The 24,253-nt window shown below is 58.0% G+C and carries 15 protein-coding genes and 1 pseudogene; 10 read left to right on the top strand and 6 right to left on the bottom strand.

Going from position 1 to position 24,253, the window contains the following annotated elements:
* Window positions 1-78: 78 nt before the first annotated feature.
* Complete coding sequence (locus CAY82_RS07270) at window positions 79-8,712, bottom strand: glucoamylase family protein (RefSeq protein WP_087500606.1); 8,634 nt, start codon at window positions 8,710-8,712, stop codon at window positions 79-81.
* 198 nt (window positions 8,713-8,910) lie between these two features.
* On the opposite strand from CAY82_RS07270, the gene CAY82_RS07260 reads away from it, so the two are divergent.
* From CAY82_RS07260 to CAY82_RS07205, 8 genes and pseudogenes are all read left to right on the top strand, one after another.
* Entirely contained in the window at window positions 8,911-10,212 is a 1,302-nt protein-coding gene (locus CAY82_RS07260) for a PAS domain-containing sensor histidine kinase (RefSeq protein WP_256576236.1), read from the top strand.
* A 1,490-nt stretch (window positions 10,213-11,702) separates the two neighbouring features.
* A pseudogene (locus CAY82_RS07245) lies at window positions 11,703-12,032 on the top strand (hypothetical protein); the annotation flags it as partial.
* Between the two features lie 1,095 nt (window positions 12,033-13,127).
* Entirely contained in the window at window positions 13,128-13,439 is a 312-nt protein-coding gene (locus CAY82_RS07235; RefSeq protein ID WP_087500602.1) for a peptidase M48, Ste24p, read from the top strand.
* Between the two features lie 232 nt (window positions 13,440-13,671).
* Window positions 13,672-13,905, top strand: a complete 234-nt coding sequence (locus CAY82_RS07230; protein WP_087500601.1) for a hypothetical protein — start codon at window positions 13,672-13,674, stop codon at window positions 13,903-13,905.
* Window positions 13,906-14,377: 472 nt separating this feature from the next.
* A complete protein-coding gene (locus CAY82_RS27015; protein WP_087500600.1) occupies window positions 14,378-14,602 on the top strand; it encodes a Pathogenicity locus in 225 nt (74 codons plus the stop codon).
* A gap of 1,164 nt (window positions 14,603-15,766) precedes the next feature.
* A complete protein-coding gene (locus tag CAY82_RS27010) occupies window positions 15,767-15,973 on the top strand; it encodes a hypothetical protein (protein WP_087500599.1) in 207 nt (68 codons plus the stop codon).
* Window positions 15,974-16,868: 895 nt separating this feature from the next.
* A complete protein-coding gene (locus CAY82_RS07210) occupies window positions 16,869-17,270 on the top strand; it encodes an antitoxin Xre-like helix-turn-helix domain-containing protein (protein WP_087500598.1) in 402 nt (133 codons plus the stop codon).
* Between the two features lie 401 nt (window positions 17,271-17,671).
* The gene (locus CAY82_RS07205; protein WP_087500597.1) at window positions 17,672-18,295 is read left to right on the top strand and encodes a hypothetical protein; all 624 of its coding nucleotides are present in this window, start codon (window positions 17,672-17,674) and stop codon (window positions 18,293-18,295) included.
* A gap of 547 nt (window positions 18,296-18,842) precedes the next feature.
* Here CAY82_RS07205 and CAY82_RS07200 read toward each other — a convergent pair.
* Together CAY82_RS07200 and CAY82_RS07195 are read right to left on the bottom strand one after the other, a co-directional pair.
* Window positions 18,843-19,211 carry a Mor transcription activator family protein gene (locus tag CAY82_RS07200; RefSeq protein WP_087500596.1) on the bottom strand — a complete coding sequence of 123 codons (369 nt, stop codon included), beginning with the start codon at window positions 19,209-19,211 and terminating at the stop codon, window positions 18,843-18,845.
* 251 nt (window positions 19,212-19,462) lie between these two features.
* Window positions 19,463-19,921: a hypothetical protein gene (locus CAY82_RS07195; RefSeq protein ID WP_087500595.1), complete on the bottom strand. Its 459-nt coding sequence runs from the start codon at window positions 19,919-19,921 to the stop codon at window positions 19,463-19,465.
* 151 nt (window positions 19,922-20,072) lie between these two features.
* Between CAY82_RS07195 and CAY82_RS07190 the strand changes: the two genes are divergently transcribed.
* Window positions 20,073-20,261, top strand: a complete 189-nt coding sequence (locus tag CAY82_RS07190) for a hypothetical protein (protein ID WP_003248064.1) — start codon at window positions 20,073-20,075, stop codon at window positions 20,259-20,261.
* 36 nt (window positions 20,262-20,297) lie between these two features.
* Here the strand turns inward: CAY82_RS07190 and CAY82_RS07185 are convergent, their stop codons facing one another.
* From CAY82_RS07185 to CAY82_RS07175, 3 genes are all read right to left on the bottom strand, one after another.
* The gene (locus tag CAY82_RS07185; RefSeq protein WP_087500594.1) at window positions 20,298-20,672 is read right to left on the bottom strand and encodes a fe2+ zn2+ uptake regulation protein; all 375 of its coding nucleotides are present in this window, start codon (window positions 20,670-20,672) and stop codon (window positions 20,298-20,300) included.
* A 405-nt stretch (window positions 20,673-21,077) separates the two neighbouring features.
* The gene (locus CAY82_RS07180) at window positions 21,078-21,800 is read right to left on the bottom strand and encodes a UDP-2,3-diacylglucosamine diphosphatase (RefSeq protein WP_087500593.1); all 723 of its coding nucleotides are present in this window, start codon (window positions 21,798-21,800) and stop codon (window positions 21,078-21,080) included.
* Window positions 21,797-22,297 (bottom strand): peptidylprolyl isomerase, encoded by a 501-nt coding sequence (locus CAY82_RS07175; RefSeq protein WP_087500592.1) that lies wholly within the window; start codon window positions 22,295-22,297, stop codon window positions 21,797-21,799. Before CAY82_RS07175 ends, CAY82_RS07180 begins: the two co-directional genes overlap by 4 nt.
* 247 nt (window positions 22,298-22,544) lie before the next feature.
* Here CAY82_RS07175 and CAY82_RS07170 point away from each other — a divergent pair, with 247 nt between their 5' ends.
* Complete coding sequence (locus tag CAY82_RS07170) at window positions 22,545-24,248, top strand: glutamine--tRNA ligase/YqeY domain fusion protein (protein WP_087500591.1); 1,704 nt, start codon at window positions 22,545-22,547, stop codon at window positions 24,246-24,248.
* The last annotated feature ends 5 nt before the right edge of the window (window positions 24,249-24,253 follow it).

The raw sequence follows: 24,253 nt of genomic DNA, 5'->3' as shown, positions 1-24,253 counted from the left end.
GAGGGCAGGTTTTGTCAAAACAAGATTAGCCCAGCAGGACTGCAGTTTCCCACCCAGGTCCGTGCGCTGTCGAACGGTTCAGTTCATAGGCAAGAGGCAGCGTTGGCACTGGGCGATTACCTGATGCGCCTTTCCATCATCCTTCAGTTGCAGTGTGGCATGGGCAAGCAACTGGCCATCCAGGCTGAGGGTCCGTTCGGCGCTGGCGCTGTTGCGCACTTCAATGCGGTAGTAGGTATTTCCAAAACGGTAGTGCAGTACACAACCTGGCCAGCCTGCCGGTAACAGCGGGCGTAGCCGCAGGGTGTCACCGCTACGTTGCAGGCCCAGCAGGCTTTCGGTTATTAGGCGATACATCCAGCCCGCGGAGCCCGTGTACCAGCTCCAGCCTCCCCGCCCTGCGTGGGGGGCTATGGCGTAGACGTCGGCGGCCATGACATAGGGTTCTACTTTGTAGGTATCGATCAGTGCGCTACAACCCTGGCGTATTGGGTTAATCAAGCGCAATAGCTCCCAGGCCCTGTCTGCGTCTCCTAGGTGGGCATATGCCATGCTCGCCCAGATCGCCGCATGGGTGTATTGTCCGCCATTCTCACGCACGCCAGGCAGGTAGCCCTTGATGTAGCCAGGGTCCAGATCGCCCTGGTCGAAGGGAGGATCGAGCAGTTTCACGATACCGATATCGCGTCTTACCAGGTGGTGATCCAGCGCCCCCATGGCGGCGCGTGCGCGCTCGGCCGACGCGACCCCGGACAGCACCGCCCAACTTTGTGCGAGCGAGTCTATGCGGCACTCCTGATTGCTTGCCGATCCCAGTGCCTGGCCATCGTCGAACCATGCGCGGCGGTACCAACCGCCATCCCAAGCGTGCTGCTCAAGGTTTTCGGCAAGGACGGCGGCTTGCCTGGTGCAGTGCACTGCGAAGCCAGTGTCACCATGGCGTAGAGCGAGGTCGCCGAACGCCCGCAACACCTCATGGCCGAAGAAGCCCAACCATACACTTTCGCCCCGACCTTGTTCGCCGATGCGGTTCATACCGTCATTCCAGTCGCCGCTGCCTATCAACGGCAGGCCATGGACTCCACACTGTAGGGCGTGCCCGAGGGCACGCTGGCAATGCTGGTACAGGCTCTCGACCAGGTGCGAGTGGGCTGGCAGGTCGTAATAGGATTCTTCGCCGACATTGAGTTCACGCCCTTCCAGGTAGCCGACCGGCTCGTCCAGTACTGCTTGGTCTCCCGTGATCTCCACGTAGCGGCTGGTCGCCAGCGGCAGCCAGAGCAGGTCGTCCGAGCAGCGGGTACGGACACCGCGCTGCATGGGTGGGTGCCACCAGTGTTGGACATCGCCTTCGACATACTGATGCGCGGCACACGCAAGGAGGTGCTGGCGCGCCGCCGCCGGGGCAGCGTGCAGCATTGCCATACTGTCCTGTAACTGGTCGCGAAAACCGATGGCACCACCGGACTGGTAGAAGCCGCTGCGCGCCCAGAAACGGCAGGCAATTACCTGGTACATCAACCAGCCGTTGGCCAAGACATCCAACGAGGGTTCGGGGGTTTCGATCCGCAGGGCGCCCAGGGTCTGGCGCCAGTAGATCTGAACCTTGTCGAACGCTTCCATGGCTGCCCGTAGGCCGCGGTATTGCTGCACACACCGGGTAGCGGTCTTGGCATCCTGCTCGGCCCCCAGGCGGAACACCACTTCACGGCTTTCGCCGGCCTCCAGCAGCACGCTGACCCGCAGCGCCGCGCAGGGATCCAACCCTCCGCCCGTGCGCCCCGACAACCGCGCCTGGCGCATGCCGGCCGGCGCTTGAGAATCGCCGTTGCGACCGAGGAACTCGCTGCGATCGCAGGTGATGCTATCAAAAGGCAGGTCGCAGTCGAGAAACGCCACATGTCCGCAAAACTCTACGGCATAGGTATTACGGGCGAACAAGGCACCGCTGACCGGGTCGGTCTCGCTGACCACATGCATAGCAGACTTGCTGCGCAGGTCGCCAAGAACCCACTCGGCGAAGCAGGTCACAGATAACCGTCGTACTCGCCTAGAGTGGTTGTGCAATTTGAGTCGGCTGAACTTGACCGGGGCATCCAGCGCTACATGCACCCAAAGCTCACTGCGCAGGTCATCCTCGGTATACTCGAACACGCTGTAGCCAAAGCCATGCCGGGTGCAATAACGGCCAGGGCCAGGACAGGGCTGCGGAGTCGGCGACCAGTAGTGCCCGCTGTCCTCGTCACGCAGGTACAAGGTTTCGCCGCTGGGGTCGGTGACGGGGTCATTGTGCCAGGGCGTCAACCGATACTCGTGTGCGTTCTCGTACCAGGTGTAGGCGCTGCCAGCCTCCGAGACCACGCTGCCGAACCGTGGGTTGGCCAGGATATTGACCCACGGTGCTGGTGGCGGCTTGTCGGGGATCAGAGGGATGACGTACTCGCGACCATCGGCACTGAACCCCCCGTAGGGGTTGGCAAGCATCAGCGCGAGCTCGCCCGTTGGCAGGTGGTTGGCGGGCTCGAGTCGGGTGTAGGCCGGGTTCGGCTGGAAGGCGGGTGGTACAGGAGGCTGACGGCGCCGATGCAGTTGCTCGGCCAGCGTGCCATGGCTGTCGTTGAGCACCAGCCGGGCTACCGAAAGCGTCAGGATCCTGTCCTCTTCGGACAACTGTTGTGCAGGGCGTACGAATATCCCACCGGGGCGATCGAGCAGGGCTGCCTCGCTGCCGGAGGCGACAATACCCATGATCAGCTCCTGCAACTGCTGACGGTAGCCGGCCTGGTCTTCGTTCCAGATCACCAGGTCGAGTGTCAGGCCCTTCTGACGCCAGTAGGCATGGGCAAGCACCATCTGCTTGACCAATTGAAGGTTGGCGAGGTCGCCAATCTGTACCAGCACGATTGGTAGATCCCCCGACAGTCCCTGGCTCCACAGGCCGGACTGGTTGCGCCCGTTGCTGGCCAGCAGGGCCCCGCTAGCTCGTAGGCCGGCATTGGGGTAGATCACCGATGCGGCCATTTGCTCGAACAGTCGCGCATCGGCCACCGAACCATTGAGTTGGCGCAACAGGACCTGGCTATGCGGCCAGGCGAGGTCGAAGACCCGGTCGGCTAGGTGGCGGTCGCGGTACTTGGCGACTTGCTGAAGGCAGGCGTCGCGGCTGTCGGCGACGCCAGTGACCAGGTCGACTGTTACTGTCTGGCCTGGCGTCAGGGTTATGCGGCAGCGGATCGCCACGATCGGATCGAGCACCGCCCCCGCACTGCCGGATAACGTCTCAGTGTCATAGTCCAGTGCTGCCGGTGCCACGAGGGTACGGCCGCGGCCTATGAAGCGGGCCCGATCTGTCTCATAGGACACGGCATCGATATCGGCGCCATGCACGGCCAGAACATGACACATCCACGGCACGGCGTCCTGCAGCGAGCGGGGCCGCCGGGTGCAGAGGATGGCCTGCAACGGCTGAATCAGTTCGGTCTGGATGAACAACTTGCTGAAGGCCGGGTGCAACGCATCGCTCAGTGCCGGCGCCAGCACCACTTCGGCATAACTGGTCAGTTCCAGGATGCGGCGCTCGTCGCCATGGTTGGTCAGGTGCAGGCGACGTAATTCGATGTCGTCTTCGGGGGAGACGGCAATTTCAGTATGGCAGTCGAAGTTTCGTTCGCGAATGCGGAATTCCGCCCGGCCGTCGCTGAAAATTGCCTCCTGGTTTCTGGTTCGGTGGTGGGTCGGCTGGTAGGTGTTGGACCAGTACGCGCCGCTGGCGACGTCGCGCAGATAGCAGAAGTTTCCTAAGTCGTCGTGGCTGGCGTCCTCGCGCCAACGGGTGACCGCCAGGTCGTTACGCCGACTGTAGCCACTACCCACGTGATTGACCATTACGTGGTAGTGGCCATTGGAGAGCAGTTGGACGGCGGGGTGTTGCCGGTTCGGTTCGCTGAATAGGCGCAGTCGTGTTTCGGCGGCGCACTCTGCGGCCTCCACGGCCGATGCCTGAAGTGAATGAAGGTACGGGGCTGCCGTTTTCGGGACTCGCTCTTGCAACAGCAGCATGCTGGCCTGGAACTGTGGGTCCGAGGCGAAGCGCCGTTGCATGGGCTTGCCAAGTAGTAGGGAGGTCAGGGCGAGAAAGCTCATGCCTTGGTGATGGGCCATGAACGAACGGATCACCACAGAGTCCTGCCCGGGTGGTAGCCGTGTCTCGCTGTAGTCAACCGCCTCGTACAGTCCGAAACGTCCGGCAAGTCCGAGCCTGCCAAGGCGCTGCAGGTTATGGCAGGCGGCAGTGGGCGCCACCATCAAGGCGAGCGCGCTGGCGTAAGGGGCAACCACGTGCTCTTCGCCCAGACCGCGCTTCAGGCCAAGGCCGGGAACACCGAATGCACGGTATTGGTAGTTGAAATGAGCATCCAGCGCATTGTAGGCCGACTCTGAAACCCCCCAAGGAATGCCCAACAGGTTGCCATGTTTGATTTGCCGGTCGACGGCGGCCTGGCAGGTTTGGTCGAGCAAGGTCCCCTCATAGCTGGGCATCACCAGCAGAGGCATCAGATACTCGAACATCGAACCGGACCAGGACAGCAGAACCGGTACGCCAGAATTGCTGGTGAGTAGTCGGCCAAGGGCGAACCAACTGTCCTGGGGTACCTGCCCCTGGGCGATGATCACGAAATTGGTCAGGCGCATCTCCGACGCCAGCAGGTCGTAGAATGCTGAATCCAGTCGATGCTCATCGGCGTTGTAGCCGATGGCGAAAAGATCCCGGTGGGTGTCGTAGAGAAAGGTGAAGTCCATGGTGGCCAAGGTTGTAATGCGCCTTGCCAAGGCTTGCGCTTGAGCGATGCGCTGGCTGGCCAGCGCTCGAACGTTGGTCACTGCCAGCCGTTCGGAGAGCGGCCATTGGCCCGGTTCGAGCTCTGCCAATTGTCGCCAACTCAACGGTGTCTGGGGCGCTAGGTCGTTGCCAGGGGGTAATTGGAAACCCTGCAACTCCGTGCACAGGTCGAGGCACTGCGTATGTAGGGCCTGCAACCAGAACACACAGTCATCGGTTTCCTCGGCCCCAGGTGATGGGGAAATCAAACCTAGCAGTTGCTCGGCCAGCAGCGACATCTGGGTGACTGGCAGGTTGCCTGATCGCTCATGGGCTTGCTGCACCTGTTCACGCAAAGCTTCTATCTCCCTTGCGTCACGGCCTGAGCGGCTGAAGGCGTCGAGCAGGGTGTCGAAGGTGTCGAGCAGCCCCAGGGTCAGGCGCTGGTCCAGCATGGGGGTATCTGCCATTTCCAGAAGCCCGGGTCTCAGCGTCAGGAGCAGAGCGGCCAGGTTGCCGCTGTCCACCGCCGAAACATACTGTGGTGACAGTGGTTTGAGGGTCTGGGTGTCGTACCAGTTGTAGAAATGCCCCCTGTAGCGCTCCAGGCGGCTCATGCTGTCGAGTATCTGCGCCAGGCGTTCGAACAGGCGGCCGGCACCCAGATAACCGAAGTCATGGGCCGCCAGGTGTGAGAGCAGGGCCATGCCCATGTTGGTCGGCGACGTGCGGTGAGCGATGCTGGCGAAGGGCGGCTCCTGGAGGTTATCGGGCGGCAACCAGTTATCGTCAGGGCCGACATGACGGTCGAAGAACGCCCAGTTGCTGCGGGCCAGCCGATGCAGAAAGCGCAGATCCTCAGCCAACGGTGTGAACGCGACCTGACCACGCGGACGGCTGAGCCACCAGGCAAGTGCCGGCCCGAGCAGCCAGAGGGCGAGGATGGGTGATGCAAGCAGCAGCACCCTAGGCTGCATCGACAACACGCTGGCCAGCACCAGTACCAGGGCTGGTTGCATCCATTGCTCGCGATAAACCGCCTGGAGCGTATCGGCGCTTGTGCGCTCCTCCTCCCGCGAGGGGTTCCATTGAAGCAGTCGATGTTTGCTGACGACCAACCGCCAAAGGGTGCGCAGGATGGCATCCAGGCTGTAGTTGGTCTCGAACGGTAACCAGGCCAGTGACAGACCGGCACGAACGAAGAAGGTGCCCGAGGTGCGCAGGGCCGCAAGCAAGTGTTCGGAAAATGGTACATCGGTAGTTTTGCGCAACAGCTCGAGCAATGAATCCAACAGTGGGCGAGTCAGCAGCAACCCCAGCAGTGCAAGCGTCCAGGGCAATGCCGAGGCGCTGGCCAGCCAGCCCCACAGCAGCACCGTTAACAGGGCTGCCGGCTCCAGGCTGCGGCGCAGATTGTCGAGGATTTTCCAGCGCGACAGTGCGTTTAGCGGACTTTGCGCGAGACCGTGGGTGCCTGTGCGCAGCCACGGTACAAGCCACGGCAGCAGTTGCCAGTCCCCCCGTATCCAGCGGTGGCGGCGCTTGATATCGACGCTGTAGCGCGCCGGATATGCTTCGAATAACTGCACGTCGCTGAGCAGGCCGGAGTGGGCATAGCAGCCTTCGATCAGGTCATGGCTGAGCACGCGATTGTCGGCAAAGCGGCCATCCAGTGCCTGTTCGAAGGCATCCACCGCGTAGATGCCTTTGCCGATGAAGGAACCGCTCAAGAACAGGTCTTGGTAGACGTCAGAAACGGCCTGGGTATAGGGATCGACACCGGCCTCGCTGCCGAACAGCCGAGCGTAGGTCGAGCGCGACACACTGGGTAGGCTGATACCTACCCGCGGTTGCAGGATCGCGTACCCAGAGCGCACGCGACCGGTCTGTGCGTCGAAGCGTGCGCGGTTCAATGGATGCTGCATGGCCCCGACGAGCTTCTGGGCTACACCGCGCGGCAACTGGGTGTCAGTGTCCAAGGTGATGACATAGCGCACGCGCTTGAGCTTTTGCAGATCGCCGACGATGCGCATGAAGCACCCGTCCCCGTGGCCACGCAGGAGGGCATTGAGTTCGGCAAGTTTGCCGCGCTTGCGCTCACGCCCCATCCAGCACTGTTCGGTTCCGTTCCACGCGCGTGGCCGATGCAACAGAAAGAAGCGTTCGCAGCCTGGGCTTGGGTACTTGTGGTTCAGCGCCCGGATACCTTCGCTGGCCAGGTCGAGGAGGGCCATGTCTTCAGGGCATGTCTGTTCAGGGGCATCCATGAAATCGCTCAACAGCGCGAAATGCAGGTGCTCATCACGGTTTGCCAGAAAGCGCACCTCCAGCCCCTCGACCAGTTCTTCTGCATCGCTTGCAGTGGCTAGCATGGTGGGCACCACGACCAATGTCTTGGCGTCAGCAGGAATCCCGGACGAGTAGTCCAGCCGTGACAGGAAGGAAGGTTTCACGGTCAGGGTCACCAGCCAGTTCACAAGGCCAATGGCCAGGCGGCTGGTCGTCAGCACTATCGGTAGGGCCATGACCGTGAGTACCCATGTGGGCCAGCCCTCAACGTCAATGGAACGTATGAAGCCCCAGGCCAACAGGCACGACAGCAGAATCACAGGCACCAGGTAGAATACCAGCGGCGCTCGGTGCAACAGGCGTTGCCACCGCTCGGCAAGTGGAATACGGGCCGCGAGCCGTCGCTCCAGCGATGGCAGGCCGCCCCCTGCCAGGTAGAAACCAACATGCTCGGTCTGGTCTCCCGGCCGGGGGGCTGCGGCCTGAGCGAGCTCAATAGCCGCCTGCGCCACTTCTTTCTCATTGAATGCGCTATGGCGTGCCACCTGTTCGACCACATGCCGATAGTGATCACGACTGGCAAAGTCCATCGCTGGGTATACCGAGGCCGGGTCCTGACGCAGGATCTGTTCGACATGACTCAGGTTTTCGACGAACAGCTTCCAATCGATGGTCGACAACAGGCGCAAGCTTCCGATGCTGTTGCTGATGGACACTTGGTCGATAGCCTGCTGCTGGGCATCGAGTTGCACATTGCGTTCGATGCTGAGCGCTGACTCGCTGAGCATCTGTTCGACCCAGGCAAGCGGTTGGGTCAGTGTAGTGCTGTGGCCTTGAAGACGCCTTGCCAGTTCGGCAACAAAGGCGGGGGTCATCGGTGGTTCCGAGCGGGCCATGTCCGCCACCACCAGCACTACGCTCTTGGCGTCGCGCTCGGCGGTTTCCCCGATCTGGTCGGCCCAGGCATTGGCCAGACCGCGGTCAGCCCAGTTGGCCATGACCCTTGCTGCCACCCGGCGCAAATTTTCGATCAGCGCCAGCCGTAACATAATCGGGATTGCCCAGAGTTCTCCAAGGGTCAGTGTCCCGACCTGCTGATAGGCCTCGACAAAAAGGCTGAGACTCTCAGCGTCGACCCGGCCATCGCCGTGGGAGATGGTTTCAAGCGCGATGTTGTAGACCCGTGGCAGGCCGGCCGAGGGGCCGTTGTCGAGCCGCGGCAGTTGCAGGCTGTAGTCTGTCGGCAGATGACGTTTGGCGATGCGGATATGGGTCTCGACTAGGTAGAAGTTGTCGAGCAACCATTGCGCCGCTGGCAGCGCTGGGCGCGAGCTGGGCAGAGCGCCAGCAAGGGAGGTACAACAGGTGGAGAGCATCCGCTCGTTGTCAGCCAGACGGTCGAGCAGCGAATCGTCTGCGGGCAGTTGGCTCAAACGATGTTGGCTAGCAAGCCAGGTGCCGTGTTCCGCCATCTGCTTGGCGCTATACAGCTCCGACCGGAGCAGGCTCTCGTAGGTGAACGAATGGCGGGGCGAACGCCAGGGGCGCGCATGGCTAGGCAGGCGTTTAACGAAGGCGAGCGCGCGAAGCCAAGGATTGTCCATGGTGTCCTGGAGTACCGAGATCTGGCCGGTCAGCACTCAGTTTGAGGGGAGGCGCAAAGGAGGTCTGTTCGGTAGCGAACAGACCAGTCATGGCATCGCGCTCATCCTGTTCCTATGCACCGCTCCAAAACCTGGAAGGGTGCTATCACCCCTCCATATCCGGCAGGGGCGTGGTGTTTCATCGCAGGAGCTTGAGTCTTGAACACTCTTTGGAACCACGCCGCTACATCGACCTGCAAAAAGAGGCCTGACCTTGCTTCGCAAATATATTTGGACGAATCCGATTATGGCGTGCTGTTGACGGCAGAAAGCGGGCGCATTGAAAGCGCCAACCCTACGTTTTGTCGGTGGATCGGTTACACATTCGAAGAACTCCACGGCATGCGAATTCAGCAACTGTTGAGTGTGGAGGCCAGGACCTTTCATCAGATGTACTGGCAACCCTTGATGGTGCTCCAGGGTGCGGTGGCGAATGTCAAGTTCGATCTCGTGCACCATGCGGGCTTCATACTGCCGATGATGTCGAGTGCCATTACCTGCATGCATTCAAAGGCCATCGTTCATGAGCTGACCTTGTTCAACACCGAGGAGCAAAGGTACACACGTGAGCTGCTGACTGCCCGGCTGCTGGCCGAGCGGTGCCTGGCGAAAAATTTGAAGGCACAGCGTGCACTGCTTTCCCGAAGCCGTGTCTATATCGTTCAGACCCCTGCGGACAAGCAGGCCATGCTCTCCAAACAGATGCTTGGTATCGTGAGTCATGACCTACGTACACCACTTTTAGCAATAAGCATGGCGGCAGAGCTTCTGGGGCGCCACCCGCACTCTACTGAAACGCTCAAGTTGCTCGGGCATATCAGCCACTCTGTGGCGCGTGCTCAGCGACTGGTGGCGGACGTTCTGGATTTCACGCTTATCCAGTCTGGGCGAGGTGTTCCCATTCACCCTACAGTCTCGGATCTACCGAGCGCCGTGGAAGGATGCCTGGAAGAACTACGTTTGGCATTTCCCCGTCATCAATTAACATACGCTCACGTTGGCCAGCGTCTCGCCCTGTTCGATAAGGACCGCCTTTTCCAAGTCATTGGAAACCTTGTCGCCAACGCCATTGCGTATGGCGACCCACAGTCACCGGTGAGTGTGAGATCTTGTAACCAAGATAAGACCGCCGTCATCACCGTCCACAATATGGGCGCTCCAATTCCCGCTGACCTTTTAGAGCGTTTATTCGAACCTCTGGTACGTGGGCAGAAACAGCCTGTTGAAATGCGTAATGCAGGGCTTGGGTTATTCATAGTCAGCCAAATAGCAAAGGCCCAGGCGGGACGCGTATCAGTCATTTCGACACAACAGGATGGCACCACTTTCAGTGTGACATTTTCTCAAATCTATGCAGACACGAACCCGACTCACCCTCTATCAAACACCTTAGATACATCTTGGGTCAGGGTAATGAGACCTGACCATACGAAACTCATTGTTTTCAGGAGCAAGAGATGAACAGCTCCCGCGAGCGGGACTGGGTTCGTCGCATGCTTACATCGGGTCAACCGATGCTTGCGCTTTGGACTTTCTGAAGGCGGAAGCTCGACCGACTAGCTAGGCCTATCGACGCTCAGCTACCTTCTCGAAGGCCAGATGATTCACCGCGACAGTGAGGGGTATACGGAGAAGCATAAGCGAAGCAAGCTGCCATCGAAACCGCAGATGCAAAAGCTTCGCAAGGTGTTCCGCTCGGCGTGGTGGGTTCGACCTCACATGCCCAGAACCTCGCCCTAGCCTGTGCTGCAGATGCCCAGTACTACGCAGGTGTTGGCGTAGATGCCGAGCCGATAGCCTTGCATCCGGAGTTATGGGGGATGACCGAGCAGGTCATGACGAGCCACGAACGGGCATGCCTGGAGGGCGTGTGCAAGGCGCAGCCTCACCGACAGCGATCCGTTCCTGTTGGCGTTGTTCGTCGTTCATGACTTTGTCCCGGGCATGTGCCGCCTTCGCCGGGTGCGTGTTAATCACAATTTGCATGGCTATTTGCAATTAACGAGCGTAATGATGCGGCTCACCCCATACTGGGGCTGGAGAAAATCCCTTGAATACCGAGCCGACCAATCAAGAAGTCGCTGCAGCAGTTGGAATTGACGAGACTCAAGTTGAGCGGTACCGAAGGGAAACGGTTCGACTTAACGAGGGCTCCTGGCTTGTTCACTTTTCCTATGAAATGCCTAGGGAGCTTCGTTATGGCTTTACTGGCAGCTTCACAGCGCTGATAACGGATACAAGTCAGCGCTACGACTCTAACCCTCGTGGCTAGATTCTTTACCCAGCGTGTGTCGCACTCATTCTTCGAACTGTCCTTGCCGGGAGGCATTCTCATCGGCGTAGGCGCTGACGGGTAGCGCGCAACTAAGCTTTTCTTCACTATCTGTTGATCAGCTCATGGAGCTTAAAATGAAGCATTTGCTGATGGTTTTTTTGCTAGCTGCCTCGGGTGCTGCGTAGGCCGGAATTTCGATGCTAAACGCGACGTGCCCCGGCAACATTAATGTTCATGCCGACAAGGGCGGTCCAATCTACATGAACGGCAAGGAAGGAAAGCTGAAGAAATTCAATGAGAGATCACCCAGCCCTTCCGGGCTGCGCTATCGCGCAGCAAACAGGATGGGCATGACGTCAGATCTCCACTGACATCGAGATCTAGAAAAGCATTCGCCGACTGATCCGGGTAGGTCACCCGCCGAATGCTTTGCTATGGTTCCCAAAGCGCGGGAAAGAGGCCGTAGACCGCACTGGTGTGCAGCTTTGCTCCCGAATGAGAGAGTGGCCCAAATGGCATCGACGTTAATCCCTGTCGGCACAGCTTGCTGTGACCACGTATAGAAGAGTGAACACTTCGCTGCCATTGACCCGCGCACCTGTTTTTTTGTCAGGAAGAACAGTGGGTTATCTATTGTTTGATAGAAGCTGCTACTTCGAAGCTGAGGGCAGTGGGGTACTCCACCCACGTGGACCGCAAGCACGCGTCCATCGAGGAGCTGACGCGCACCCATCGCTCGCCGGCCCCGGATCGCTTCCGCCAGTGCGCCATCCTGATCTGGGCCATGCCCAAGCTTCCTGGAGCCGATGGCAAGCGCAGTACGAGCGTTCTGCCAGCGGCCTGGTGCGAGATGGACAACTGGAGCAATGACCCGCACCCAATCAAGACTCAGGAGCGCTGGAGGAGAGACATCCTGCGCGCTCTGGAGCTTGAGGTAGACGCCGCGCTGGTGGAAGCGCAGCACATTCTCGACCATGAAGGCCATTTGGTCGCAAATGTCGCTTGACTGCGACTGAACCAATTAGCCAATGTACGTTCATCCTGACATTCCTGCGCATGTTGAGGAGTGATAAACAGAACCCGGCCACCGAGCCGGTTTTTTTTGCCCGAAGAGCGTCTCAAGAGTCCCTACGCTGCGCCAGTCTTATTAATTGTCCCGGTGGTCTGGTATTTCACCCTATGCCAGACTTAGGGCGCATACTCGATTTAGCTCAGATTTTCTGAGTTATTGAGAGGTACTTATGTCTAGTGACATTACCAAGCCAGATGGATCTCCGGGACTTAAATTGGAAGTTGAATCAGGTACAGAAAAGCGTGAGGGGTTGGACAAATCTAGCCCAGAGGATAGGGACGATTATATCGATCCCGACGCTACGCCTGAACAAGATCCTCAGTCCCCTGAACGTCAAAAAGCTTCAAATACGGAAAAGTTCAGTAATCAGCAGGCTGGTTGGACTTATCCTGGGCGTCGTTGGTAGAGGCGCCCAACCAAATACGGCTCTTCCGCCACATACGCGCCTCGAAGCTGATGACCCTCTGGGCTACACCCCAGATGATGACGAGCCAGGCCTTGATAAAGGTCCGGAGAGTGAACGGAGGCAGATGCGTACACATGATGGATCACTCGCTGAGTAATTCATTTATTTGAGCCCGTATAACCGGGCTCATCAGAGGTTTATATGACAGATAAAACATCGAGCCAGGGTGAAAGAAGTTCTGGCGAAAATACATCTCCCCAAGGCCCAAGGGCGGAGGGAAGTAAGGGGGCCAACACCGAGCGGGCTTCAAAGGCAGAACTCTATAGTCGGCACGACAAGGTTGCTGAGAAAGATGTCAAAAATGATCCGCGAAAGTCGTGAAGTAGAACATTTGAGCTGATTGAAGCGCCCAATGAATTGGGATAGCGCTAATAAATCACTAGCTAGCCGCCTTCGGGCGGTTTTTTTGTTCAGGTGAATTAGCTTCCCATCAGATCGACGGATGTACGCTTACCATTCTAAACCTCGGAACTTCCGGGGCTTTTCGTTATGTGCTGCTCCGCACGGTTGCCCGGTCCCTCAATAGGGCCTCCCCTCCGGGCCTTTTCTTCTAGGAACCACTCATGGCCGAACCAGCAAGTACGACTGCCGGCGTCCTGCTGGTGAAGTACGGCGTGATCATTGGTGGCTTCGCAGGCGCGATCCTCTCGCTGACCTTCCTGCGGGGTCTCACTCGAGGCCAGGCGGTCGCCGCCTTCTTCACCGGCTTCGCTTCGGCAGTCTTCTGCACCCCGCTCGCCATCAGCTACTTCGGCCTTGGCACAAGCGGAGAAACGCAGTTCGGCGTTTCCTTCATCATAGGCCTACTGGCAATGAACATCATCCCAGTCCTGAAGTCGGCGGTGAGTCAGTTTGGAGCCAAGGGGGCTACCTGATGAGCTCAACCCTGATTTCAGTCCTGATCGGCGCCAACACGCCACCATTTTAAGGCTGAGAACCTACCCATAACCACTAAACAACCCGACAGGGAGACGATCGAACGAGCCTTCCGGGCCGGGGCACCCCTTGCTGCATGAGACCAGCATCATATTTATGATTAACGCACCAATGCAGTGGATTGATCTATTGGCACCGGCTACCTTAAGGCTTCACCCAAGGAGTCCGGTCATGGCAGATAAATATGTTGGAAGAATAGTTGGGGTTGGCACGGATAATGTCGAGTACGTCATCTACATCTACCAAGACGAGACCGTTGAGCGCTCTTCGAGCGGAATGGTTCGACATGAAGGCTTGAAGCATTTCGAAATGCAGATGGGTGGTACCGTGAACAAGATCTCCGAAACGGAGTACGAGATCGTGGCTACGGGAGTGAGAGTCACTGTGCATGATGATAAGAGCTGATCGGGTCTGCCTCCCGTGCGAGCGCTTGGTATGGAGTGCCGCATGACACGCTGGATGGGGCAATCATCATGCATAGTTCGCGTTGAGCCAATCGTCTTTCGGCTCAGTTCTCCCTCCTGCACTGAATAGACTCCTGAAGCCCCGGCACCGCAACATCATTTCAAACACAAGGCGACCTATGGATAGGCCGTATCCTCCTACGTCACTTCTTGAATTGTCCGGGCTATCCGACTTCGGTATCCGCTTGGCTCCTGCCCCTGAAATATGGGATTGGCTTCAGGCCAAGATTCTTACCGACACCGGCAGCATCCATAGCCATGGGCTTGCGTGAAGATATTCAGTCCGACTTGGCCGAGTCATTCGATGATCCCGACGGTTTGGCTGATGCAGTAAGGCAACCAATACCTTACATTGATGACGCTCATCATCAAAGGCGCTTTCTGGTTTGATCTCGATCATCATTAGGTGAAGTCTGTTGGCCCTAAAGGGCGTAGGGCCGGCCGTTATCGCTCGCCTTGAGCAGATGGGCATTGACTCGCTAGCTGTGCTCAGCAAAGCGAATGCTTGTGACATCTTGACTCAGGCATCGGCAGCAGTGGGATCGAGTTGCTGGAAGAATAGCCCCCAAGCCCGGGCAGCCATCAACGCGGCCATCGAGTTTGCAAAGGACTCTCAGTTGGGCACACCTAGTGTGTAAAGCTGATCGCATATTTGAATTGATAGATCTGATTCGTGTTCATCAGTCAATCTCTGCTGAATAACTGGCTAGCCGAATTCAGTGGACCCAACAATCATCAGCACTTGCTAGGCGTCCGAAATCGGTTCTCATGAAGGGCAGCTCTGGTTCGTTATCTGCCATCCAATTAGTGGAGTCGCTCGTATCGGTTCGCCCAAAGTTATGCTGAGCCTATGAACCACGCCTGGCGGTTCGTCACGTCCAGATGAAAAACGAACGCCTCACCGTATCAATTGCAGTCTTACAACAATTCCCTCATCGCACCCTAATCCTAATGGCCGCCCCAGTCGTCGACCCCGTGCAACTTGGCCCAATCGGCCGGGTGTTGACTGAGCGTGCTGAACGCCAAAGTCCCGCAGCGACCAGGTGCAATCCACGTCTGACGACACCAGATGACTTCAACCGGCATTCCCTCCAGGTACACATCAAGCGGGCGACGTTGAACGACCCGGCAACCGGCGACACCAGTACACGGGGTGTGAATGACCGCCTACAAGAGAATTGAGCCAGGCAAATCAATAGGCGAGGGTGCTCGACTAATTGTGCAGAAGCGGTAAAGGCATCCGGTGGCCTGGGTGGCTTTCGTCGCCATAACCACCATATATGTATTATTTAGTACGTTGACGTATAATAAAATAATTTCTCGGCCAATAAGATCGGATAAGATTTAAATATCGCACCTAATCGGGAACTAGAGAGCACACGGCGGTAAGCCCTGCGGACTCGGGAATGGTGAGGGAACTAGGGTCCGATGGCCCGTCTACAGGCCTACCTGTAATTGTGCGACCGGGCTGATGCTCGAGCGGGAGAGTTAGCAAAAGAGTGTGACCGAGATGGCTGGACCGCTCTGTGAATCGTCCCATAATGTTCTGGTCCCATAGCTGGATCGGCTTATGCAACAAATTTTGGAGGGTTTGGCTCTTGCTGGCGAACCCTTGCTCCGTGACGTACTTGAAGCCATACGTGTAAATTGCGGTGCAGGACAAAGTAGCTCACCTGCAGAAGAAATTGAGCCTCTACGTCTGCTGGCCGACTAATTTTACTATGCTGTCATTGATTATCAGTTTGTCAAAGCTGGTCGACCACCGTCTACCATCCAATGAGATACCCCCACGGTGTATGCCAATGAGAGACAAAACACCAGTCCTTCTGCCCGATGACCCCATGTACGCCGACGCAGTGGCTGCGATGAAGCTGTACCACGATGCACAGGTGGCAGGCCAATCTGCCAAGGAGGTCGAGCGCTTGCGAGTAATTGCTGAATCGCAGTTCCAAGCGGTGAACGATTATCAGCTCAGAGCTCTAGTTCGCCCTGGCTACCCTGTTAACTGACCGCCTCAATCAGTTTGGTGCCCTGGTTCCGGCCAATTCCCACCGCCTTTTCCCGTTGGAAACCATCGTAAATACTTTGCCGGCTGGCATCACGTCTTGACGATCCTTCCAGTCGTACACTGGATGTGCTGGATCCTGCCATGATTCTACGGTTTCAGGTGAGAGCACTAAAGCGTGGTGTCGTAAATAACGATCAACATTTGATTACCTGTCACGAGTGTCAGAGTTTCACCGCCCAAAATTAACCGGGCAACTTATGCTGGGGTTTCTGTATGAGGATACAGTTTTTCACCTACCCATTCGCTCGCGTGACTCCGTTTCACTGATTGAAGGGGCATCATGACGCGATCCTAAAGTGGACTCCATTCATTGCTCCGGCTGACTCGGACGTTCCATGTTGTGCCTGAATGCTTTAAATTAGCCCCATCCTTTTTATCCGGTGTTGAGGAAGCATTTATGCTTTGGCGAGGGGCTGAACTTTGAAGCGGATGCCGCGGGGGCGTTAAATTCAGGAGGATGGCCGTCCATGACTTGCGGTTATTGTTATATCGTTTGCCATTGTCCATTCATGGGCATTCAGAGCTATTGATATTGAACCGCTCGCAGCTCGTAAATACCTGCGTCTCCAACGCAGTGTTCTGCCTCTGCAGTGAGAAGCGATCTGGATAAAGGGGTTGAGGTCAGTCATGTGAGTATCCTTGTTTAGTTCCATGGTGGAGCTTTTTTGGAATTATGAAATTGTGGTTTGTGAGACTGAGCGATACACTTCCGATTGATTAAGGCTGTAAGGTGTCGTGATGAAGAGACGGCTGTGGTGACCGAGAGGCGGCTGTGGTAAAAAGCTAATTCGAGGCATATAATATGCTGGCGCTATATTTCAGTGGGAGTACGTATCATGTTGAGCAATCAACGCCTTTCTGGTGAGCAATGCTCAGTTGGACTTAGGGTCGCGCTTCGAATAATTGATGCCTGGCAAGCTACACCTCGCCAAGCCTGTAAGATACTCCGAATCTCGCCTTCGACGTTTCGGCGCGCGATGCGGGAAGGCGGATGTGGCGGCAAACTCGATTTGGATCAGCAGCAGAGGATTGGCCTGGTGATTGGCATACATGGCTTTTTGAGGGGGACGTTCGCTAACCAAGAAAATGTTAAGGGATTTCCAGGGATGAAGAATGAAAATTTTTTTTTTGACGGCAGGACACCGCTAGAGGTCATGGCTCAGGGTGGCATGATCTCTCTGTATGAGACCTACAGGCGCATTGAGCAGATTCACTGTGGCGAGCTCATGGGTAAATGACGCGGAGGTCCCGGTTTTGATTCGACAGAAGCCTGCAAGAACACCACTCAGTGCCTTTCCTACCCCCTGGAATCTGAGCCGCACATCCAGGCCCGCTGGTCGTGAACTCGAGGCTACACTGACGTAGCGTCATACAGCCCTGATACCCACATTCATGGTGTTCAGGTGGGTTGCCTAGGTGGCATGGCATTGCATAGCAGGAAGCTATATGTCGAGTTTTGAGGGAAAAGTTTCTGCAGACGGCAAGGCGGGGTGTTGGAGAAGGTAGGCTTGCAGCCCAATGTCGACGCTTTACTCCGCTCTATGACTCGGACGACTTTTTATCGCGAACGATTGTAGATTCTGGGGGCTTCCGATAGCGTTGATGGTCACAGGAATGCCCCTCCCACCGAGATACCACCATGACCTCTACCACTGAACAGTGCTCTGCCGAGCTGGAGACACTCACGCGCACAGCAGACAATGCCGCCATGTATGCTGCTCTTACGGGCGCCGAAAGGGTGTGTAGTATCGGTGAACCAGTCAGTAATACTGTGCCTGGGTACCGTTTGGTTCGAGTTGATGATCGACTGAACACGGTTGGCGGCGATGAATTCGAAATCGCATTAGTCGACGATACCTCAGCATTAGTCGCCTATTATGCTAAGGTCACGGTGGTAGATTTTCCATGTAGTGGTAACCGACCCGTTGCGCGCTGTCAGATCTGGCGATCTGCGGATATGCGACATACTCAAGTGCTTCTAGATATTTCGCAGAGAGTGCTTTTTGGCCATCTCATTCGGAACTACGATGTTCATTTGGACGAGGCCGGGATAACTGATGGTGGGAGATTTTATTGGCATCGCCAGATATCTCGCGCGATCTACGAAGGCCTGCATGTGTATCTGTACGATCCCATATCTCAAGAGCTTCGGCCCATGCATACCCAACGCGCGTTAAATGAAATTGAAGATCAGGCTTGGTCGGGCACCAATCAGAAGACTTTGCAAGCTATCATTTCAAAATGTGCTTGGAGTAGTAGCTAGTCTTGTGATTGGATGTCTGCGTTGTTTTGAACTCAAAATCAACCAGCCAAAGCTCCATCAAGACCGAGCACGCCAGTAACCACATATGCAGGACTATACGCCCCTGCTTTCGGTAATACGAAACCTTTTGGAATTTATTTAGATCAGGGACTTAAGGCCCTACAAAAAGCCTTTTCGTGCTGTAACTACTCGATGAAAGCTAACTTCGGCCTTCTGCAGCAAAGCGGAGGCGAAGCAGATTCCTATTACTCGTACTCCTGTTTCAAAAATCACTTCGCGAATGAGGCAGCAGGCTATATCTAAGGGGGTGCGCTTCTCAGGCTGCAATGAGGCCGATATTGAAAAAAGTCTCTGGGCCTTGGAAGCACTTGCACGAGGCGTCGATTCGCCCCAGAGCCTCAGCGTCAAAGGTCTGCGTAATCACGCAGACCAGTGTGGATGAATGCAGGCCGGTAGAATTTAGTTGTACAACCGATCACCTAGTGGAGCGGATGAGGATGGATCCATTTCAGGCCTGTTTGAAAAAAATTCAAACCAAATTGATAGCCTATGCCTGGCGACGGATATTGCCAATCTGGCGCAGGCTCAGGCCGTACTTGTCGGCCAGCAGGCTGCGGGACAAGCCGCTGGCGCTTTCTTTCTGGATCTGCAGGTTGCGCAACTGGCGCAGGAAGTGGTCAGCCTTGGGGATTTCCAGGGCGACACCGGCAAAGCGCTTGATCAGCGCATCGAGCGCTTCGGCCGGCAGCACGTCGGCAAGCTTGGTCCGCTCGCGGTGCTTGGGAATGTACTTGGGCCTGCCACCGTAGGCGCAGGTCAGCTGATAGGCGTTGTCGATGCCGATGCAGTCGATCAGGGCCTGCAGCGAGTGGGGCAGTTGGCTGATATCGATGTGGCTCAAGTCTGGCAATTGCATATGGCGCTCCTTCGGGGCGGATGGGCTGTGCTGCCCGATCACCAGCGGCGTTATGTCGAAGGTGTGACTGAATTTTCTGTGACAGCCGAGGCGCGTCGCTAGGCGGCATATGGGGTGGGGCTTGTAGCTTCAGCGAACAGGTTCTGCAGGCAGCGATATCCGGCGCTGTAGGACATGGCTCCAACATTTGGCTGTGGCGGGTGATTTCCCATCAGGTCTCTTCCTGTGTTCTGTGTTGGGTCCGGTAACCCTCAATTACACGGATAGCTGCTCAGCAGGCTGGCGCTGTGCAGGTAGGCTTGGGGGGTGTCGCGCATGCCTTGTGGCAGCGTGCGCCAGTCGACCACCAGGCACAGTGCATGCAGCGGCTGCCCGCCGCGCCGGCCGATGACCTGGTCGGCAAAGCTGCGGCGGTACAGTGCCTGGGTCTGCTGCAGCGCATGCACCTGGTCGGCCTGGGCCAGGGTTCGCCGGGCCAGTTCGGGTAGTTGCGACGGTGGTACGCTGAAGTGCATCGGAGCACCATTCGCCTGCAGGTATCCAGCCTGGCGCACGCGTTGCCAAAGTTGTTGCCATTGGCTGGCGCCGGCGTTGGCAGCCAGTTCGCGCCCCAGTTCGAGCAGTTGCTCGGCCGGGGTCTGGCGGGTGTCCAGTGCATGAAGGGAAAAGGGTGTCAGGAACAGCGATGCGAACAGCAGGGGTTTATACATGGTGCCTCCGGCATAGGTGCTTGGGAGGCCCATGCTTTCAGGCTGCCGCCGCCCCACCCAGCAGGAAATGCAGCGCCGGGGCCGGTGGCCGTTGTATCATTGCCGCGGCTCGTTGCGAGCCATTTGCCCCTGATGTTGCAAGGAACCTTCGATGACACACGTGCAGCGCCTCAAATATTCTCTTCTGATCATCCTGGTGGTACTGGGCCTGATGCTGGGCCTGTCCCACCTGCAGAAGCAGGGCACGATCAGTGAGCAGACCTTCCAGATGCTGGCCATCGCTATCGCTGTGGTGGTTGTGGTGATCAACGGCATCCTGCGGCGCAAGGTCAAGCCCTGACCTTGGCGGGCCGGCCAGATATGGCCGGCCATGCGCTCAGCGCGAAGGCGTTCGCTCCAGCACGGCGCGCGCGTGGGGGTTGAGGCTATAGCATTTGTCGTTGCCCAGCTGGATGACGCCCTCGGCGCACAGGCGCTTGAGCACTTCGCGCACGCTGAGGAACGACAGTGGGATATCCAGTTGTTCCAGTTGCGCGTGCACGCCGCGCACGCCAATGCTGCGGCCATTGCGGTCGGCGGCGTGCAAGGCATCGATGACCTTGAGACGGATCAGGCTGGTGCGCAGGCCGAAGCTGCGCAATAGCTCGCGGATCTGTTCGTTGCCGATGCGTTCTTCAGCAAAAGCATCCTGTCCCTTGGGCGCTTTGCCTGGGACGCGCCCAGCCTGGATCGAGGGTTGCGGGTTGTACATGTGAATGCTCCTTTTCGTGGACGAACCCGAAATATGGGTACCTCACTTATTAGGACGAATGAGAACGGAAAAACCGCAGCTCAATCGCGAAAAAAAGTGTCTGGTCCTGTTCAAGACGTTCCATTGCCTTGTAGTACGTAAAATTTTCATTTGGCCATTCTCGAACAACTGCAAGGCATTCCCTGGGTCAACACGCTGGCAGTGGGCCAGGCGGGCAAGGCGTTGTACCTGAACCGGTCAGTGGTGCCTTAGGTGTACAAGCAACTGCTGGGTGCATGCAGCAACCCGCAGGCCTTGGGCGTGTAGAACGTGATCTACAGCGTGCCTCACGGGCAGGGTAAGCGGCTAGCTACCTGCAACTGGGCCTCTTCGCGGGTTTACCCGCGAAGAAGGCGACTCGGCTGGTCAGGAAAACTCGAACGGCGCCAGTTGAAACCCTTGCTCGTCAACCTGCAAGGCCCAGCCGCGGCGGTCCCAGTCGCCCAGCACGATACGTCGTGCCGGTTGCCCGTCGACCACCAGCTTGTGTATCGCCGGCCGGTGGGTATGGCCATGCACCAACGTGCGCACGCCATGCGCCGCCATCACCTTCGGCACTTCCTCCGGCGTGACATCGACGATCTCGGTGGACTTCATCCGCGTTTGCGTGCGGCTTTCGCTGCGTAGCTTGCGTGCCAATTTGTAGCGGGCCGCCAGCGGCAGGTGCCGCAACACCCATAGGCTCAGCGGGTTGCGCAGCAAACGGCGCATTTTCATGTAGGCCAGGTCGCGGGTGCACAAGGTATCGCCATGCATCAGCAGCACCTGTTCACCACCCAGCTCGATCACGCTGGGGTCATGCAACAACGTGCAACCCGCAGCGTCGCAGAAGGCCTGGCCAATCAGGAAATCACGGTTGCCATGCATCAGGTAGATGGCCGTGCCGCTGTCGCTCAGCCGACGCATGGCCTGGCAGACCGACTGCTGGAAGGGCGTCATGGCATCGTCGCCGATCCACGCTTCGAAGAAGTCGCCAAGGATGTACAACGCCTTGGCGTGGCGGGCACGGCCATCGAGCAGATCAAGAAACGCCCGGGTAATGTCCGGGCGTTCTTCTTGCAGGTGCAGATCGGAGATCAGCAGGATCACTCAATGATCTCGGCTTTCTCGATGACCACGTCGTCTTTCGGCACGTCCTGGTGGCCAGCCTTGGAACCGGTGGCGACCTTTTCGATGGCATCGACGATTTCACGGCCTTCGATCACTTCGCCGAACACCGCGTAGCCCCAGCCTTGCACGTTCTTGCCGCTGTGGTTGAGGAAGTCGTTGTCGGACGAGTTGATGAAGAACTGCGCCGAGGCGGAGTGCGGCTCCATGGTGCGGGCCATGGCGATGCTGTACTTCTTGTTCTTCAGACCGTTGTCGGCTTCGTTCTGGATGCTGGCGCGGGTTTTCTTCTGGCTCATGCCAGGCTCGAAGCCGCCGCCCTGGATCATGAAGCCCTTGATCACGCGGTGGAACACGGTGCCATTGTAGTGGCCATCCTTGACGTACTGAACGAAGTTTTCGGTAGTCAGCGGCGCTTTCTCGGCGTCCAGTTGCAGGACGATGTCGCCGTGGTTGGTGCTCAGTTTGACTTTGGACATGCTGAAACTCGCTCTTTCAAGGCAATCGGAATTTGGGTGCGCAGGGCGCGGGTTATCACCTGACGCAGCATCAGGCGATCGCGACACATGGCGCGCACTGGCCATTTTGCCAGGCTACGGCAAAAAGCCGTGATAAATCACGCCAGTTTGTCCGGGCCCGACTGTCAGCAGCTTGACTGCTTCGGCTATGATAGGCCCTTTGATTCAATCGGCCTACCCAGGCCGGACACGTGCATTCAAGGATCCTATGAGCAAGCCCACTGCCGACAACGCGCCCAACGCCGCTGCCAAAGGCGCCCCCGCTGTCCCTGCGAACTTCCTGCGGCCGATCATCCAGGCCGACCTGGACTCGGGCAAGCACAGCAGCATCGTCACCCGTTTCCCGCCGGAGCCCAATGGTTACCTGCACATCGGTCACGCCAAGTCGATCTGCGTCAACTTCGGCCTGGCCAAGGAGTTCGGGGGCGTCTGCCACCTGCGTTTCGACGATACCAACCCGGCCAAGGAAGACCAGGAGTACATCGACGCCATCCAGAGCGATGTCAAGTGGCTGGGCTTCGACTGGGCCGGCGACGTGCGCTACGCCTCCGACTACTTTGACCAGCTGCACGATTGGGCGGTCGAGCTGATCAAGCGTGGCAAGGCCTACGTCTGCGACCTTACCCCTGAGCAAGCCAAGGAATACCGCGGCAACCTCAAGGAACCGGGCAAGAACAGCCCGTTCCGCGAGCGCAGCGTGGAAGAGAACCTCGACCTGTTCGCCCGCATGAAGGCTGGCGAGTTCAAGGACGGCGAGCGCGTGCTGCGGGCCAAGATCGACATGGCCTCGCCGAACATGAACCTGCGCGACCCGATCCTGTACCGCATCCGCCATGCCCACCACCACCAGACCGGTGACAAGTGGTGCATCTACCCCAACTACGACTTTACCCACGGCCAGTCGGACGCCATCGAGGGCATCACCCACTCGATCTGCACCCTGGAGTTCGAAGGGCATCGTCCGCTGTACGACTGGTTCCTCGACAACCTGCCGGTGCCGGCACACCCGCGCCAGTACGAGTTCAGCCGCCTGAACCTGAACTACACCATCACATCCAAGCGCAAGCTCAAGCAGTTGGTCGACGAAAAGCACGTCGAAGGCTGGGACGACCCGCGCATGTCGACCCTGTCCGGCTTCCGTCGCCGCGGCTATACACCGGCCTCGATCCGCAACTTCTGCGAAATGATCGGCACCAACCGTTCCGACGGTGTGGTCGACATGTCGATGCTCGAATTCAGCATCCGTGATGACCTGGACCGCACCGCACCGCGCGCCATGTGCGTGCTGCGCCCGCTGAAGGTGGTCATCACCAACTACCCGGAAGGCCAGGTCGAGCAGCTCGAACTGCCGCGGCACCCGAAGGAAGACATGGGCGTGCGCGTACTGCCGTTCTCCCGTGAGCTGTACATCGACCGCGACGACTTCATGGAAGAGCCGCCGAAGGGCTACAAGCGCCTGGAGCCGGCCGGTGAAGTGCGCCTGCGTGGCAGCTACGTCATCCGCGCCGACGAGGCCATCAAGGATGCCGACGGCAACATCGTCGAACTGCGCTGCTCGTACGACCCGGACACACTGGGCAAAAACCCGGAAGGTCGCAAGGTCAAGGGCGTGATCCACTGGGTGCCGGCCGAGGGCAGCGTCGAGTGCGAAGTGCGCCTGTACGACCGCCTGTTCCGCTCGCCGAACCCGGAAAAGACCGAGGAGGGCGGCAGCTTCCTGGACAACATCAACCCAGGTTCGCTGCAAGTGCTCAGCGGCTGCCGTGCCGAGCCGTCGCTGGCTCAGGCACAACCCGAGGACCGCTTCCAGTTCGAACGCGAAGGCTACTTCTGCGCCGACCTGAAAGACAGCCAGCCGGGGCGTCCGGTGTTCAACCGCACTGTCACCCTGCGTGACTCCTGGGGCAGCTGAGGAAC

Origin of the sequence: Pseudomonas sp. SID14000, assembly GCF_002165135.1 — a bacterium.
Lineage (GTDB): Bacteria > Pseudomonadota > Gammaproteobacteria > Pseudomonadales > Pseudomonadaceae > Aquipseudomonas.
This window is presented reverse-complemented; position numbering and strand designations above follow the sequence as displayed.

Coding starts and splice junctions, on each gene's coding strand:
- CAY82_RS07235 (WP_087500602.1), top strand. CDS start 13,128: ATGGCCGAACCAGCAAGTACGACTGCCGGCGTCCTGCTGGTGAAGTAC.
- CAY82_RS07205 (WP_087500597.1), top strand. CDS start 17,672: ATGACCTCTACCACTGAACAGTGCTCTGCCGAGCTGGAGACACTCACG.
- CAY82_RS07170 (WP_087500591.1), top strand. CDS start 22,545: ATGAGCAAGCCCACTGCCGACAACGCGCCCAACGCCGCTGCCAAAGGC.
- CAY82_RS07200 (WP_087500596.1), bottom strand. CDS start 19,211: ATGCAATTGCCAGACTTGAGCCACATCGATATCAGCCAACTGCCCCAC.
- CAY82_RS07190 (WP_003248064.1), top strand. CDS start 20,073: ATGACACACGTGCAGCGCCTCAAATATTCTCTTCTGATCATCCTGGTG.
- CAY82_RS07185 (WP_087500594.1), bottom strand. CDS start 20,672: ATGTACAACCCGCAACCCTCGATCCAGGCTGGGCGCGTCCCAGGCAAA.
- CAY82_RS07230 (WP_087500601.1), top strand. CDS start 13,672: ATGGCAGATAAATATGTTGGAAGAATAGTTGGGGTTGGCACGGATAAT.
- CAY82_RS07210 (WP_087500598.1), top strand. CDS start 16,869: ATGTTGAGCAATCAACGCCTTTCTGGTGAGCAATGCTCAGTTGGACTT.
- CAY82_RS07270 (WP_087500606.1), bottom strand. CDS start 8,712: ATGGACAATCCTTGGCTTCGCGCGCTCGCCTTCGTTAAACGCCTGCCT.
- CAY82_RS27010 (WP_087500599.1), top strand. CDS start 15,767: ATGAGAGACAAAACACCAGTCCTTCTGCCCGATGACCCCATGTACGCC.
- CAY82_RS07175 (WP_087500592.1), bottom strand. CDS start 22,297: ATGTCCAAAGTCAAACTGAGCACCAACCACGGCGACATCGTCCTGCAA.
- CAY82_RS07195 (WP_087500595.1), bottom strand. CDS start 19,921: ATGTATAAACCCCTGCTGTTCGCATCGCTGTTCCTGACACCCTTTTCC.